This window comes from Enterococcus sp. AZ191 (genome assembly GCF_051713845.1).
Classification (GTDB): Bacteria; Bacillota; Bacilli; order Lactobacillales; family Enterococcaceae; genus Enterococcus_B; species Enterococcus_B durans.
In genome coordinates, this window is the sequence record NZ_JBIOQS010000001.1 from 882943 (window position 1) to 898821 (window position 15879).

Sequence of the window (15879 nt, forward strand, 5' to 3'; positions counted from 1 at the left end):
GCATATTGAATTCAATTATCCTACTAACGAAGAGGTGATGAAATGGATAGTGGAATTCAACATAATCAAAACTTTGAAATCTTTTCAGAGGATGATGTAAATATTTTAATTGAAAAGCCAAGTATGAGGTTCTATTTAATTCACGATAAAGAGTTATTTTGTCGTATGAATGCCCATTTAAATGGTACATACGATCAAGAAATATCAGAGATTCTCAAGAAGTCTACGACAAATCCAGTGGAGAAAAGCATGATAGAAACTCCACAAGAAGCAGTTCCTGAAAATTTTACAATTAAAAGACTGGCATTAGTACTCACTTCTGATTGTAATTTGAGATGTAAGTATTGTTATGCAGACTGTGGTATATACTCATTTGTAACTAGAACCGTAATGAAAAACGATTCATTACAAAGTATACTAGATTACTTTTTGACATCATTTAAAAATGTAGAAACGATTCAGTTTTTTGGTGGAGAACCGAGTTTAGGTGTTAAACAAATCGAATTTTCAGTTAATTATATAAACAATTATTGCAAAAAAAATCCGGACTACATTAAACCGAGATATGGAATAGTCACAAATGGTTACGCCTTATCAAGTAAATTATTAGACATATTTGAACAGAATGATTTTACTGTAACATTGAGTTTAGACGGACCAATAAATGTAAATGATGCTCTACGAATTGATACTCAAGGAAAAGGATCGTATAAACGAATAGTAGAAAGCTATCGGAAAGTGAAAGACAGACAGCTGGCTAATGTAGGATTTGAAGGAACCTACTCGAATGAACATTTAATTCAAAAAGTGTCATTGGTTGAGTTAGTTCAATTTTTTGGATCAGAATTTGGAGTGAATATTCCACATATTGCACCTGTACAGTTCGAGGAATCAAATTTATTAGATTTATACAATAATTTAGATTTGTGTAAAAAGTATTTGACGGATTTAGTGGATTACACTTTCGAGTGTATCCTGAATGAAGAGGATATCAAAACAACAGTGATTACTTTAGGGATTATGAAATCTGTTATTGAAAGGAAGTTTACTGATATTATTTGTCCTGCTGGTGTTGGAACACTATCAATTGCTGAGGATTTAGTCGTACAACCCTGTTTTATGTATACAGCGAGCCGCGGATCAAAATTAGGCGAAGTCGGAGATGATCCCCAAACAATGGTAGATTCTATTTTAGAATTTACAAATAATAAAAATAGCAAAGCTAAATATGCTGCATGTCAACAGTGTGTAGCAAAAGAAATTTGTTCTTCTTGTTTAGGAACTTTTGATATTGAAAAGCAAAAAAAACAAGTAGATATGACTTGTGTAACAATTATAACGACATTAAAGAGAGTTTTATACCAATTTGCTAAAGTTCAATCAGATCCTGAACAATGGTCTAAACTGGCTAAACAATTAAGTTTAGTCGGTTAAAGATAAGTTTAATATGAGGAGGAAAACAGATGACTGAGATTCAAGTGCAAGCGCAAGATACTACTGCACCAGGAATTGATACTCGTGGCGGTATAATATGTGGTATTGGTTGTGATGGTGGTTTGTGTGGGATATTTTGTTAATTAGCTAATGAAGCGTAAGAAGGAGCTTACTTAGGTAAGTTCTTTCTTTAACTTTTACTATTTTGAGAAAGGGACGCTAGTTATGAGTGGAGCAATATTAAGTACGTTAAACTTGACTAAACAACTAGGGACTTCTGAATTGTTGAGTAATGTGAACATGACGATTTCTCGTGGAGATATATATGGATTTATTGGAAATAATGGAGCTGGCAAGACTACATTTATGAGAACAATTACTGGTTTAATGAAGCATGATTCGGGAGAAATTAAACTTTTTGGTGAAAAATTTTCTAATAATAGAGAACTTTTAAAAAAGGTTGGAGCATTGATAGAAAGCCCTGTATTTTTCCCTGAGATGACAGGATATGATAATCTAAAGTATTTTTCAATTTTAAATGGGAAATCTAAAGAAGATGTAGACGAATTGATACAAATAATGAATTTAAAAAAAGTTGCTGGAAAGAAAGTAAAAAATTATTCACTTGGAATGAAACAGCGATTAGGTATAGCAATTACTCTTATTTCTGACCCAGAATTTATAGTGTTGGATGAGCCATTAAACGGCTTAGATCCACAGGGGATTCAAGATATAAGAAAATTGATCTTAAAATTAAAGGAAGAGCGGAATATTACATTTCTTATATCTAGTCATATACTAAGCGAATTAGAACAGATTGCAACAAAATATGGAATAATGCATGATGGAAAATTATTAGAAGAGTTTTCAATTGAAGATTATGAGAACCTAGGATTTATTGGGTTTACTATTGAAACAGATCAATCATTTGAAACACTAGCTTTCCTAAAAGAACGATTTCCAGAGAATCAAATTACTATTGAGAATAAAGGTGAAATATATATTGGCTTAGGCGAGGATGATGAAGGCATACTTCAAGACGTACTTCAAAAAAAATTCATAAGTTCATTCTATATAAAAAAAGAGTGAAAGATATGGAAGAATACTTTTTAGAGAGAGTTGAGAATGTGCAATGATCATAAAATCAGATTTTTTTAGGTTTTTTAAGAATAAAATGAATGTCTTTTTATTGATGGTGAGCTCTGGAATAGCAATTTTAACCTTTCTGGTAAGTTGGAATTCTAAAAGATCTGTAACCATTGGATTACAAAATCTACTAGGAACGAATGGAAGTTACCCAACTTCAATTGAAAATTCGATGATTGAAATGTTGCATGCTTCTGATATGGTTTTATTATTTATGCTGTATCTTATTTTTTCTTTTTGGTTAAGTGACTTCGATAATGGAAGGATAAAGCAACTATATTTATCTTCAGGAAACAGAGTTGTAATTTATATTAAAAAGCTTGTGTCTATTTTTAGTCTGACTATGTTATATTATTTCATGTATTTAGTAGCTTCCTTTATGATCTCTGTTTCTATTTTGGGATTCAATGACTCATTTTCATTTATTGAACTACTAAAAGCTATTAGTTTTCAGATTTTGATGATTTTTTTATTTCTAGTTATTTTACTACAGTTTGTTTTCATTTTAAAAAATACACATCTCATCATAACAAGCTTGTTTATGTATCCCGTAGTTATTCAGTTGATATTCATTCTATTAAAAACAATTATCAATGAAAATCAATTAATGAAAATTGCAGAATTCGAACCGTTAACCTTATTTAGTAATTTTGGAAGTACACAAACAACAAATTTTGGTACAGTCTATTTGTTCGTTGTTTTGTTAACTATTACTTTTCTTTATACAGGAATCTTCTTGTTTAAAAAGAGTGAGTTAAGATAGATGAAAACACAAACATTTTAAGAGTTTTGAATAAGTATCATTTTAATAGAATAATTTTTTATTTTCCTTTGGTAGAAAGTGTCTGTTTTTCTTTTTTAATCTTAATTTTTTGTTATTTATCATCAGTACAGTTATCCATTTATAGTTATTTTTATATATTTTTATTAAGTGGGCTTATTTTGTATACTGTAAGTAAATCTAAAAATGGTATACCACAGTTTCTATTATATGTGATTTTGCTAACAAAAGTAGTTCTTTCAATCTAATGAGAATAATATTATGGTATATTTTTCTTATACTGTTATTTTTTAAGGGGGGAGAAGTACGTATGGAAATTGCTATTTGTGATGATGAACAGATTTGGTTTGAAGAATTAAAATTAATTTTAGATAGACTGAAATTTCCTAAGAATACTATAGTACAATTCTATTTCACAGGAGAGGAACTAATAGCTGCTGTGAAAGCTGGAAAGATATTCGACTTAATTATCTTAGATATTTATTTTTCTGGGGAAGCGGTTGGTTTGGATATCTCTAAAGAGATTTATAAGATAAATTCGGAAATACCACTATGTTTCTTAACAACATCAGCTGAGTTCGTTTTTGACGGATATGATGTTCAGGCGATCTACTATTTATTGAAGCCAATTACCGTTGAACAGTTTTTGAAAGTGCTTAAGCGTATTGAAGTAAGAACTAAAAGTGAGTATTGCATCGTTAGCAGTAATTACGAAACACACAAAATCTATATTAAAGATATTTTATATATAGAAAGTAGCAAAAGACAACTCATTATTCATTCTAAGAATAAACCAGAATTAACGATTTATTTTAAGCTAAAAGTGTTCTCAGATAAGTATCTAACTTCTGATTTTTTACAGTGTCATCAATCTTACATTGTTAATATGGAGCATATAGATGAGATATCCTCTAACCAGATTATTTTATTAGGAGAACAAGGGATTTTACCTATAAGTAGAAAATTTAAAAAAATCGTTATGAAGACGTTTAAGAATTTCATGTTTAAGGAGAACTGATATGGGAAATATAGCGGATTTTCTTAAAGAAACGTCTGGTTTTTCATTATTTGGTTTCTTAACTAGCCTATTTGAAGCGATGATTATTTTTTATTTTTTACAATCTTTTTTTCAAAAGAATAAGATTTCATTGCTGAAAACGGCAGGATTAATTTTTAGTGGTGCGATTGTAGTATCGATATTGACACAAGTTTATCATTTTCCAAGTAGTATTGTATTCATATACTTTTTAGCCTCCACATGCCTTTTTGAGGCATCCATTAAAGAGAAATTGATTATTATTTTCCACTTTTTTGTGATTATAGTGACAAGTGGAGTTATCGTGAATGGAGTAAATAATTTTTATTCATTAATTACTCATATGATTCTTCAAGAAGAAGTAAAACAACAAATATTTGATGTTTATTTATCAGATCTAACCATCTTTGTGTATTTATTCTTTATTAGGAACAGAAAAATGAAACCATTATTGCTTATAGGGGCTATAGTTCCTATGTTATTGCTATATATTTCAAATGGCTTTGCAGTATTCGTGATTAGTGCAACTTTAGGAGAAAGCAATCAAGATTACTTGGTTATCACTTTAAATGTTGTCGTGCTTTCTCTACTGCTAGGAGTTATGTTCCTATTTTATAATGTTGAATTTAGAAAGAAAACCTACCAAATGCAGCTTGAAAGTAATTATTTGAGATATGTTCATCAGATTAAAGAAAAAGAAGTAATAGCAATTAAAGAAAACAATTTAGAGATTTATAAATTGAAACACGACATGAAGAATCAACTATTTATGGTATGTTATTTGTATAATAAAGAACTTTCAAGCGGAGAAGAATACATAAAAAAACTTTTGGATAATTTTGATTATGCTGAGGGTAAAAAAATTTTCACTGGACAAACGATTATTGATTACTTCTTAAACCGATTGTCAGTATCCTGTCAAAAATTTGAAGTGACCTTAACAATTGATGCGGAAAAGCTTCCTAAGATGAAATTAGATGACGTCGACCTGACAATAATCATTAGTAACATTCTAGATAATGCGATTGAAGCGACAAAATCGATTGAGGATGCACATATCGACATTCAACTGAAGATGAAAAATAATTACTTTGTCTTTAGTTGTACAAATAATTATTCTAGTGACTATGCTACAAAAAAGAAATCTAGTAAATTAGAAAAACATGGTTTGGGGTTGGATAATGTTACGCATGTTATTAGGAAATACAATGGTGAAATTAAGATAGAAGATAGCGAAGAGGTATTCAGAATTTCATTTTTTGTAAAATATTAGAAATTAGGTGTTCAGATGAAAAAGGAATCGTTGAAACAAGGTATTCTGTTTTTGTTGAATAAATCAAAATTCTCTCGATTAATTACAGGTGCTGCAATTCTATTAAGCATTATTAGCACAATTTGTAGTTTAGCAATTCCTTTAATTATCCGAAATGTTATTGATAGTTTTTCATATGCAGATATAAAGAGGAATGATTTCATTTTATTTGGGGTATTACTAATTTTGCAGTTGTTATTTAGTTATGTATCTAGTTTAATTTTAGCATTCCAAGGTGAGAAAATAGTTGCTGATACTAGGTGTTTAATCTGGAATAAGTTGCTTAAATTGAAAATAGGCTATTTTCAAAAAATGAGTCCAGGAGAGATGACTAGCTATTTGATAAGTGATTCAGTTTCAATAAAAAATTTGGTCACTGTCCAGATACCTACTTTCCTAAACAGTTGCATTGTATTAGTGGGATCACTAATCGTTTTAATTACATTGGATATTCAAATGACTGTGCTAATAGTATTAGTGGTACCCTTGATAGCGCTTGTAACTATTCCTATTGGGAAAAGACTATCTTCACTATCTAGAAAAAATCAAGATGAGCTAGCAAAATTAACTGGTTTTTCTAATCAGATTCTTGGGGAGATTAAGCTAGTAAAATCTACAAATTCCGAAGGTTTTGAAGTAGACAGAGGGAATCAAAAGATTGCTAACTTGTTTAATTCAGGGTTTGCAGTATCTAAGTTGCAATCAATTGTTACGCCAATAATATTACTATTGTTAATGATTAGTTTCTCTGGTGTTCTAGCATTTGGTCAGTATAGAGTAGCTCAAGAAGCATTAACAAGTGGGACGCTAATGGCATTTCTTTTATACATGTTTCAGCTGATTAATCCACTATCAAATATGGCTTCTTTCTTTAATGCTGTTCAGACTACAAATGGTGCAGTGCAAAGGATTTTAGAAATATTGAATTATGAAGTAGAAGAATATGAAGAGGACTCTATGCTAAGCACACTGAATATAGAAAGTTTAACATTTTCAAATGTGACGTTTAAGTACCAGAATGATAGTGATCCAGTATTATCAAAAATATCTTTCCAAGCTAAAAAGGGTCAAAAAATAGCTATTGTAGGTCCAAGCGGTGCAGGAAAGACAACGATTCTATCTTTAATTGAACGGTTTTATTTACCAGAAAGCGGTAGAATATTTACCCAAGAAGGGGATATTAATGCTGTTTCTCTTCAAACATGGAGAAATAATATATCATATGTTTCTCAAGATACTCCGGTTGTATCAGGGACGTTATACGAAAATCTAACTTATGGTATAGGAAGAGAAATAACGACTGAGGAATGTAGAGAAGCGTTGAAATTAACCAATCTTTCAACAATGCTATCAGATAATATATATGATTTACAAAAGGAAATTGATGAACGAGGAAAAAATTTGTCTGGTGGAGAAAAGCAACGAGTAGCAATTGCTAGAACCTTTTTAAAAGGAGCCCCCATTTTAATTTTTGATGAGGCTACAGCTAATTTAGATGCAGATTCCGAAAAGGTTATTCAAAATGCGATAAAAAGAATATCGAAGGATAAGATTACGATCATTATTGCACATCGATTATCAACTATTGTGGACTCTGATGAAATTATATTTATAGAAGAAGGGAGAGTGACAGGAACTGGAAAGCATTTTGATCTTATGGAATCACATAATGTATATAAAAGGTATGTAGATAATCAGTTTTTAGTAAGAGCTGCTAGCGATGCTTAAGTAGTGAACAATACACTGTAACTAAAGAAATATTGTTTTAATACACGAAGAATTTACAAAGAGAATGTAGTAGCTAAATCCCTTAAGCGAGTAGAAATATTAAGTTTTAAGTGGTTAATATACAGCTAATTTTGATACAAGGAGGTGCAAAGATATGCAAGAAGTAACGGTTTATTCTAATTCAGCAAACGAAGAAAGCAGACCAGACGGACGTATTGGGTTAGGTGTAATCTGTGGTGGTTTATGTTTAGGAGCAATTTGTGGGTTGCTATGTTGAGTTTTTAACATGAATGGAAGATTGATGCTAAGAGCGATGATTTCGGTCGCTCTTTGTCAAATGATGTTGGTAAAGAGAAATCTTAGAATAATGGCTCTAATTTTTTGATTGAATATTTTCTTTTTTCTCATCAAGCGTCAATAGATAATCCAAAAAGTCTGATTATGTAAGAAATTTTCTTTGGAAAAGTGAAAACTGTTTAAGTGAAGCAGGATATTGATACAAACAGAAAATTAGAAGAGTTTGGAACCTTCAGATTTGAAATCCATCTGATAGCTAAAACAAAAATAAAAATTTATCTTTTTAATCAACAGCAAGCAACACTAATAGATTTACTTACAACTAAAGAACAAGTGGCTGTTAATCAACAGGAATTGAATTGAAGGGATAAATATATGGATAAAGGCAGAAAAAAGACTTAACGACTCTACCGACCAAAACGAACGTTAAAGGTGTAACAATGATTAGAATAGCCTGTTTTGTTATCGTTCTAACACAAATAAATGGAGGAATAAAATGAATAAAAAATTATCTGATGACGAGTTGCAAGAAAAAGATAGTAACCTTACTTTTGTGGCTACGCAGATACGTATGGTAGAAAGATTACTAGAAACTATAGAGTATGCTAAATTAAATAATGATTCCTTTGCTATCTACCATCAAATTAATACCGGCGTATTTAATGATATCAATGATGTTTTGCAAAATATAAGAGTATATGTGCAAAAAATATCAGACGAAATATGTCCGGAATGAGGTGGAAAGAATGGAAGAAACAACTATTGATCTTGTCGATTTAGTAATTGATTCTACAAATATCGCTAGCGCCTTAGAAGGTATAAGCCTTTTTATAGGTGAACTCAACGTGCATTCTCTTAAAGTGGAGAACTTAAATATTTTAAATGGGATGATTGTATCTGTTACATGCTTAGCAAAGCAACACTCGGAGGATGTTATTCATCTTGAAAGTAAGGTTCCTGTAAATGAATAAGTGAAAAAAACTATTTTACTAGTTTTTTAGGCAAGGCATTAAAATATCTATTATACTCGTTGTAAAGGAAGACAAAAATGAACATAGCTTATTAAACCTACAATATGAGTACCTTACCAAGAAAATTAAAAAGTATCAGGAAATTTCGCCAATCGTTGGAAGGACTTAGGTATTTAACTAATAGTAAATAGCAGAAAAAAGATGGTGTCCGAAAATTCGGCTGAACTTTTTGATGGAAAAGGTAGAGTATTTTTTCTTGAGTGATCTTTATTTTATCAATCCAATTATAAACCCTCTTGTTACAATGCTTGTAAAGGTAAACATATATTATGATCAAGGTGTAGAGGAGTTGAGTATTTTGAATTCATCTATAAATGAAATGTTAGGAGATTCAGCCGGATATCAAATTTTGCATACAATGAGACAGAAAAAAAATTTAAGAAACAACATCCTAAGTTTATAACAAACTAGCTTATTGAAGAGATGAGTAGTGAAGGTATTTATTAAATTTAAATTGATGATAAAGGAAGAAGTTAAGAAATGAATTACCAAAAATACATAATATTTTAAAGTTGGGGTATATCGCCACAACTTTAACAAAGGCAAAGATGGTAAGTATGTTAATTTAGACTTTGCTTACTTAGATGATCTGGCTACTTTAGCTATGCGTTTTCGAAAAATCTTACTAAATATATCATTAGATTTAGAGTATTCTGTCTCATTGTCAAATGATGTTGATAAAGAGAAATCTTAGAATAATTTGGGCAGAAAGAAGAAAAAGTTCTCTCTGTTCTTTTTATTTAGTTAAAATAGTTTTACCGTGACGGATCATGATCCGTCGTTTGAAATTGTAAAAGCTGCGAAAGCCATACGCATTGCGTTTTAATACTTTGATATGGTTGTTTAAACATTCCAATGATCCGTTTGAATAGCTGTAGTGAAGGGCATTTTGAATCTGTGGAAGATAATTTTTAAATGTTCGCAAGGTTGTTGTATAGGTTTCAGGCAGATGGCTAATTTCTCTGGTTAATAACGTAGTTCTTGACAGGGGAAAATATGTGCAGATTTAACTTTAGAATTTGCTAACGTAAAACAAATACGTACAAGGAGTGTAATATGGAAAGTTACGTAGAAGAAATCACTCATACAGGTATTATTGAAATTGGAAATGTACAAATGTATTCTCTCGTTACGAAAACAGGGAAACGTTTAATCACAGCTAGCGATGTTTTTACTGCTGTGGGGAAAAGTCGTTCGAGAATCTGTAGCAAAACTGATTTTTAGATTTGTCCCAAATTCTTTTTTGTGCAGTAAGACTACTTCCTTATCGATCAAAAAATAGGGAATACATATTTATTTTTGAATTCTAGAGGGGTCAGCTTTTCAAATTGTTTGAATACTTGGATAAAGTGACTTTGACTTGAAAAATTGAGTAATGGCGCGATTTCTTTATAGGATTTATCTGTGAAAAGCAGCAGATGTTTGGCTTCGGCAATTTTCCTCTGATTGATATAGGTGTGGATGGTCTGACCGAGGGTCTTCTTAAATTCTGCTGTAATATGTGTCGGATGTTTTTGCACATAGGCTGCTAGTTCTTTGATCGTGACCCGATCGTAAATATGGGCATCAATATAATTCAATAGATTTTTTACTAGATAATTTTTTTCGGAATAAGGATAATCGTGGATCAATTGCATGAATTGTAAAGAGCTTGCTTTGATATAGGACATGCATTCCGATATTGTATGGATCTCTTTCAGGTTTTGGATCAATGAGTCAGAGAGGCTGTATGCTTGGCTGACTGGAACGCCTTCATTGACGCTTACTCGGGTCAAGATCGTGATGAGGGCGGAGTATTTATATTTCAGATTTTCGATGCCATTAAGTGATAGTTTAGAATTATACGTATGATTTACTTTTTTGAATAACCATTCGATTTTTTCGGGTTCGTTTCGACGAACGGCTTCTACATATCTGCGTTCGAATTCAAAGGAATCGAGAAAGGGGTCTTCAAGTCTTCGATTATAAAGATTGTCGGTGACGATTGTTTCTGTATGGGCGCCGGTTCTTTGATTTTGGAAGATCCATTTGCGTTGTTCTTTAGAAAGAAGCTGACCTTTCAGCAAGGCATAAAATACTTCGACAAACTCAACAAATGCTTGTTGGGTTTCTTTGGTATAATATACGCCAGCTAAATAATCGTGGTCATGGAAAGTAAATGTGCTTTTTTTTTGTACCTAAGATGCCACATGGTCCGATCAATACTCGACAAGTATCATAGTTGGGCAGCTCACACTTAAAATTACAAAAAAAGTAGTGAGGTTCCTCGAAAAAATGGACGAGATCTTCTGGGGCAGAATTTAAATAGTGATGATCTAAGTAGTCACCAGTCCAGTCAGAGTGTTCAGGGATGAGGATATTGTTGTTTTCATCAAGGATAAAAAATGGGATCAAATATTTATGATAAAGTTGTTTTAAAATCAGCGCTAATGCATCGAATTCCATGGAATACTCCTTTTTTGATATAAAGTCATCTATTTTAATATATCTTAGTATGGATTCTTTATATAATCAAGCTGTAATTTAAAACGGTTACAGGAGGGCGAGATGGAAGAACAAAAGTTAAGAGAATTATTTCACAGATTATCGGTCCATGATAAGATTGCACAGACGATCCAACTGAATGGCGATCTTTTTGTTGAAAGTGGCGTGATGAACACTGGACCTGCCAAAGATCTAGGGTTTAAAAAAGAACCAAATTTTTATGAGATTGGTTCAATCTACAATGTGAATGATCACCAAAAACTATACCAAATCCAAAAAGACGTTTTAGAAAATAGCTCTCATAAAATTCCATTGTTATTTATGTCGGATATTGTTTATGGTTTTCGGACAATTTTTCCAATGCCTTTGGCGCAAGCTGGTTCTTATGATTTTGATTTGATCCAACGGGCAGCAGAGATTTCTGCGAAGGAAAGTTATTTGAATGGGATCCATGTTGTATTCTCTCCAATGCTAGATTTAGTGCGTGATCCACGCTGGGGTAGAGTGATGGAATCACCAGGAGAGGATGTTTACACGAGTAAAGAGTTTGCCAAACGTATGGTGACTGGTTATCAAGGAGTAAAGGCCGACTATTTACAAGAAAATCATGTGGCTGCTTGTATCAAACATTTTGCGGCATATGGCGCGCCAGAGGGTGGTCGGGAATACCAACAGGTGGAACTGTCGAATCAAAAATTATTCAATGAGTATCTACAACCTTATGAAGCTGCTGTAGAGGCGAATTGCGAATTAGTCATGACGGCATTCAACTTATTGAATGGGGTGCCATCGACAGGGAACAAATGGCTGAATCGAGATATTTTGAGAGAGCGCTTTGGCTTTAATGGTGTACTGGTATCGGATTATGCGGCGGTCCAAGAATTAGTGTCACATGGTTTTGCAAAAGATGAACAAGATGCAGCCAAAAAGGCGCTAGAGGCGGGTGTTGATTTCGATATGATGACGGCTGTCTATGCCAATGCTTTACCGGAACTAGCCAAAGATCGAGCTTTTGCAGAATTGCTGGACGAAGCGGTGTGGAGAATACTGATTTTAAAAAATAAATTGGGGCTATTTGAACAGCCTTTTAGAGGATTGACTGAACCGAATACGGGAGAAGTTTTGACAGATGAGGCAAAGGAAGTAGCCACTAAGTTAGTTGAAAAGAGTTGTGTCTTATTGAAGAATGAAGCGGTACTTCCTTTAAAGAAAGCGAAGAATCAAAGGATCGCGGTGATCGGCCTATACGCTGAAAGTCATTTTACTCTGGGCTTTTGGGCATCAGTTAGTGGAAGGTCCTCGGATGTATTGACGCTGAAAGCAGGGTTGTTGGAACAATTTGGACAAGACCAACTTCTATTTTCAAGAGGCTTTAACTTGTATGAAGAATACAGTTCTTTTGGACCGTTGAAAGCAGGATTTGAACAATTGAATGGACCGATTGAGGATGAAGAATTTCTATTGGAACAATCACTGGAACAAGCTAAAAAGGCAGATGTGATCCTTTTGACGATTGGTGAAAACTTTTTAGAAAGTGGAGAGGGTGCCTCGAAGACGAATCTGCGATTACCTAAAAAACAAATTCGACTGATCAAAAAATTAGCAGAGTTGAAGAAACCGATAGTGGGATTGCTTTATACGGGACGTCCTTTAGTTTTGACAGAGGTTGAATCGTATTTGAATTCGTTGGTTGCAAGTCCGATCTCGATCATCATCATCATGGAATTGTTGGCAGTATTATGGTTCTTTGGTATCCATAATGCTGTATTACAGGGACCACTTGGAGCAATCAGTATGACGATGATCGTTGGGAACATGACTGCTTTTCAAAGTGGTGAAAAACTGCCTTATTTGATTCCTTCTGTTATCTATATGGGAATGTATGCTGCTGGTTTTATGGGATTTGTGACATTCTTCATGATTCGTTGTCAGTCAGCGAAGATGAAACAACTAGGGAAACTTTCCTTTATTCCGTCACTTTTCAATATTACTGAGCCGCTGATGTTTGGGATGCCGATTATTTTAAATCCTATTTTCTTTATTCCACAAGTCTTTACACAGCTGATTGCTGGCTTTGTGACATGGGGCTTGACGACGACTATTTTACCGATTTCGCTAAATCCAACAATGTCATTGCTTCCATGGACAACGCCTACTTTTATAAAAATGCCTTTTGCTGGTGGTTTAAATTACACTATTTTAATGGTGATCTGCTTAGCCATCGGGGTAATTATGTGGTATCCATTCATCAAGATTGCTGATAAAAAGGAATATGAATTAGAACGTGCATTAGAAGAGAAGAAACAAGAAGAAGTAGAAACGTTACAAACAGCAGCAATCACAGAGAACAACGAGATCCAAGCATAGGTTGATGAAAGGTTAGAGAAAAATGAAAACATTAAGTATCGATATTGGTGGGACGTTTATTAAAACGGCGATGGTTTTTGACGGGCAGTTAATGAATAAAAAAAGCGTAGCTACACCGAAAAACTTACCTGATTTGACCCAATTATTTCAAGAAATCATCCAATCCTATCACCAAGAAACAGCATATGAGCGAATAGGTGTGGCTGTGCCTGGGGCAGTAAGTGAAACAGGAAAAGTAGCGTTTGGTGGGGCAATCGCTTATTTAGATCAAGTCAACCTGATCCAACTTATTCAGCCGTTTTTTTCAGGCGAGATCGTCATTGAAAATGATGCCAAGGCAGCCGTACTTGGAGAATGGAAAAAAGGAAATTTACGAAAAACTAGAAATGCTGCAGCGGTGGTCCTTGGAACAGGTATTGGTCTGGGGATCATCCTCAATGGGGAACTCTATCAAGGAACACATCGGCAAGCGGGTGAGGTGAGCTTTTTCATTCGTGACCGTGAGATTGCAGGGACTAATTCATTCGCAGGGATGGGGCTTTCAGCAGTGGTACTTATTCACCGCCTTGCGAAGTTATTGGATGTTCCAGCAGATGGGAAAGAAGTTTTTCGACAATTGAAAAAAACGGAGCATGCTGAAGCGCAGCAACTTTTTAACAGTTATTGCCATGGGGTTGCAGTTCTTTGTTTTAATTTACAAACGATCTTAGATTTAGAAAAAATCGTCATTGGTGGGGGAATCAGTCAGCAAGAAATAGTGATAACAACGATTCGACTATATTATGAGAAACTATTTCGAACTGCACCAGTGATTGAGCAGACATTAAGAAAGATCCCAATCGAATGCACTGCATTTAAATCAGCAGCAAATTTGATTGGTGTTGCGGAGGTTCGTAGATAATGAGAGATGATTTTTTATGGGGTGCATCAACTAGCGCCTATCAGGTGGAAGGTGCATGGTCAGCAGATGGGAAAGCACCTTCTGTTCAAGATGTCAAAGAGATTCCGGAAGGAACGACAGATTTTAAAGTAGCAATTGATCATTATCACCGATTTAATGAAGATGTGAAATTGTTCAAAGAGCTAGGGTTAAAAGCTTATCGCTTCTCTATTTCTTGGAGTCGGGTGTTACCAAATGGACAGGTGAATGAAACAGGGCTGGTGTTTTATGAAAACCTGATCGATGAATTGATCATGCAAGGGATTGAACCGATTGTCACAGTGTTCCATTTTGATCTGCCAGTTTATATGGCGGAAAAAGGGGGCTGGGAAAACAGAGAAACAATTACTGAATTTGCAAACTATTGTGCGCTTTTATTTGAACGTTTTAGTCACAAGGTTCGATACTGGCAAACGATCAATGAGCAAAATGTGATGGCGTTAGCGGGATCAGTCATTGGCACAAGTAACAAAACGATGAAAGAAAAATTTCAGGAGAATCACCATATGTTAGTCGCGCAAGCATTGGTAACGAAGAATTTCCATGAACAAGCTTATCCTGGGAAAATCGGTCCAGCACCGAATATTGCTAGTGTGTATCCAGCTAGTGACCAACCAGAGGATCAGTTAGCTGCGTTATATATGAGTGCATTGCGAAATTGGTTGTTTTTGGATGTGGCCGTTTTTGGTGTCTATAATCATAATGCGTGGCATTTATTAGAAACAATTGGTGCAGCATCTGTGGTCACTGAAGAAGATCAAGAAATCTTAGCAGCTGGAACATGTGATTATATTGCGTTCAATTACTATAATACGATGACAGTGTCGGCGTATTACGAAAAAGAAAACAAGGTGGATCAGCAGTCCGGCTTTGGTATTCCTGGTTTTTTCCAAGTAACGGAAAATACCCACTTGCCTTTAACTGAATTTGGTTGGCCTATTGACCCAGAAGGTTTTCGATTTACATTAAACGAAATTTATTCACGTTATCGTTTGCCGCTGTTGATTACTGAAAATGGTATTGGTGCAAAAGATACCTTGACACCTGATGGATATATCCATGATGAGTATCGGATCGATTATTTGCGACAACATATCGAGCAAATGGAATTAGCCGTACAAGATGGTGTTGAAATCATTGGTTATTGCCCTTGGAGTGCTATTGATTTGATCAGCACGCATGAAGGAATCGAAAAACGTTATGGATTTATTTACGTGAATCGAACGGAAACAGAGTTATTGGATTTTGCTCGTTATAAAAAAGATAGTTTTTATTGGTATCAAAAAGTTATAAAAAATAATGGAGTATAACGAATGATCGAGA

At 33.8% G+C, this 15879-nt stretch carries 16 protein-coding genes and 2 pseudogenes; 15 read left to right on the forward strand and 3 right to left on the reverse strand.

Translation table 11 applies throughout. The features are described 5' to 3' along the window. Nucleotides 1–42 precede the first annotated feature (42 nt). The 10 genes from IGI47_RS04190 to IGI47_RS04235 all read left to right on the forward strand — a co-directional run bounded on the left by IGI47_RS04190 (nucleotide 43) and on the right by IGI47_RS04235 (nucleotide 8705). The gene (locus tag IGI47_RS04190; RefSeq protein ID WP_438783437.1) at nucleotides 43–1434 is read left to right on the forward strand and encodes a radical SAM protein; all 1392 of its coding nucleotides are present in this window, start codon (nucleotides 43–45) and stop codon (nucleotides 1432–1434) included. A gap of 225 nt (nucleotides 1435–1659) precedes the next feature. Continuing rightward, the gene (locus tag IGI47_RS04195; protein WP_438783438.1) at nucleotides 1660–2523 is read left to right on the forward strand and encodes an ATP-binding cassette domain-containing protein; all 864 of its coding nucleotides are present in this window, start codon (nucleotides 1660–1662) and stop codon (nucleotides 2521–2523) included. Nucleotides 2524–2566: 43 nt separating this feature from the next. Beyond that, nucleotides 2567–3343: an ABC transporter permease gene (locus IGI47_RS04200; RefSeq protein WP_438783439.1), complete on the forward strand. Its 777-nt coding sequence runs from the start codon at nucleotides 2567–2569 to the stop codon at nucleotides 3341–3343. Between the two features lie 328 nt (nucleotides 3344–3671). Next, nucleotides 3672–4379: a LytR/AlgR family response regulator transcription factor gene (locus IGI47_RS04205; protein WP_438783440.1), complete on the forward strand. Its 708-nt coding sequence runs from the start codon at nucleotides 3672–3674 to the stop codon at nucleotides 4377–4379. A 1-nt stretch (nucleotide 4380) separates the two neighbouring features. Further along, the gene (locus IGI47_RS04210) at nucleotides 4381–5670 is read left to right on the forward strand and encodes a sensor histidine kinase (protein WP_438783441.1); all 1290 of its coding nucleotides are present in this window, start codon (nucleotides 4381–4383) and stop codon (nucleotides 5668–5670) included. Between the two features lie 15 nt (nucleotides 5671–5685). Further along, nucleotides 5686–7437 carry an ABC transporter ATP-binding protein gene (locus IGI47_RS04215; protein WP_438783442.1) on the forward strand — a complete coding sequence of 584 codons (1752 nt, stop codon included), beginning with the start codon at nucleotides 5686–5688 and terminating at the stop codon, nucleotides 7435–7437. 154 nt (nucleotides 7438–7591) lie between these two features. After that, nucleotides 7592–7714 carry a hypothetical protein gene (locus tag IGI47_RS04220; RefSeq protein ID WP_311930032.1) on the forward strand — a complete coding sequence of 41 codons (123 nt, stop codon included), beginning with the start codon at nucleotides 7592–7594 and terminating at the stop codon, nucleotides 7712–7714. A 203-nt stretch (nucleotides 7715–7917) separates the two neighbouring features. Beyond that, nucleotides 7918–8097 (forward strand): hypothetical protein, encoded by a 180-nt coding sequence (locus IGI47_RS04225; protein WP_311930033.1) that lies wholly within the window; start codon nucleotides 7918–7920, stop codon nucleotides 8095–8097. A 133-nt stretch (nucleotides 8098–8230) separates the two neighbouring features. Continuing rightward, nucleotides 8231–8470 (forward strand): hypothetical protein, encoded by a 240-nt coding sequence (locus IGI47_RS04230; RefSeq protein ID WP_438783443.1) that lies wholly within the window; start codon nucleotides 8231–8233, stop codon nucleotides 8468–8470. Between the two features lie 10 nt (nucleotides 8471–8480). Next, nucleotides 8481–8705 carry a hypothetical protein gene (locus IGI47_RS04235; RefSeq protein WP_438783444.1) on the forward strand — a complete coding sequence of 75 codons (225 nt, stop codon included), beginning with the start codon at nucleotides 8481–8483 and terminating at the stop codon, nucleotides 8703–8705. Nucleotides 8706–9501: 796 nt separating this feature from the next. Here IGI47_RS04235 and IGI47_RS04240 read toward each other — a convergent pair. After that, nucleotides 9502–9738: pseudogene (locus IGI47_RS04240) on the reverse strand (transposase); the annotation flags it as partial. A gap of 83 nt (nucleotides 9739–9821) precedes the next feature. Between IGI47_RS04240 and IGI47_RS04245 the strand changes: the two are divergent. Continuing rightward, a complete protein-coding gene (locus IGI47_RS04245) occupies nucleotides 9822–9989 on the forward strand; it encodes a hypothetical protein (protein ID WP_438783445.1) in 168 nt (55 codons plus the stop codon). 47 nt (nucleotides 9990–10036) lie between these two features. Here the strand turns inward: IGI47_RS04245 and IGI47_RS04250 are convergent, their stop codons facing one another. Both IGI47_RS04250 and IGI47_RS04255 read right to left on the reverse strand, forming a co-directional pair. Continuing rightward, on the reverse strand, nucleotides 10037–10831 hold the full coding sequence (locus IGI47_RS04250) for a helix-turn-helix domain-containing protein (RefSeq protein ID WP_438783446.1): 795 nt from the start codon (nucleotides 10829–10831) through the stop codon (nucleotides 10037–10039). Between the two features lie 79 nt (nucleotides 10832–10910). Further along, nucleotides 10911–11210, reverse strand: a complete 300-nt coding sequence (locus tag IGI47_RS04255) for a hypothetical protein (RefSeq protein WP_438783447.1) — start codon at nucleotides 11208–11210, stop codon at nucleotides 10911–10913. Between the two features lie 207 nt (nucleotides 11211–11417). Here IGI47_RS04255 and IGI47_RS04260 point away from each other — a divergent pair. From IGI47_RS04260 to IGI47_RS04275, 4 genes and pseudogenes are all read left to right on the forward strand, one after another. After that, nucleotides 11418–12287, forward strand: a pseudogene (locus IGI47_RS04260) (glycoside hydrolase family 3 N-terminal domain-containing protein); the annotation flags it as partial. Continuing rightward, the gene (locus IGI47_RS04265) at nucleotides 12285–13616 is read left to right on the forward strand and encodes a glycoside hydrolase family 3 C-terminal domain-containing protein (RefSeq protein WP_438784442.1); all 1332 of its coding nucleotides are present in this window, start codon (nucleotides 12285–12287) and stop codon (nucleotides 13614–13616) included. The pseudogene IGI47_RS04260 and the gene IGI47_RS04265, both read left to right, overlap by 3 nt. A 22-nt stretch (nucleotides 13617–13638) precedes the next feature. After that, nucleotides 13639–14517 carry an ROK family protein gene (locus IGI47_RS04270; RefSeq protein ID WP_311930041.1) on the forward strand — a complete coding sequence of 293 codons (879 nt, stop codon included), beginning with the start codon at nucleotides 13639–13641 and terminating at the stop codon, nucleotides 14515–14517. Then, nucleotides 14517–15866 (forward strand): glycoside hydrolase family 1 protein, encoded by a 1350-nt coding sequence (locus tag IGI47_RS04275; protein WP_438783448.1) that lies wholly within the window; start codon nucleotides 14517–14519, stop codon nucleotides 15864–15866. The genes IGI47_RS04270 and IGI47_RS04275 overlap by 1 nt, the downstream gene beginning before the upstream one ends. The last annotated feature ends 13 nt before the right edge of the window (nucleotides 15867–15879 follow it).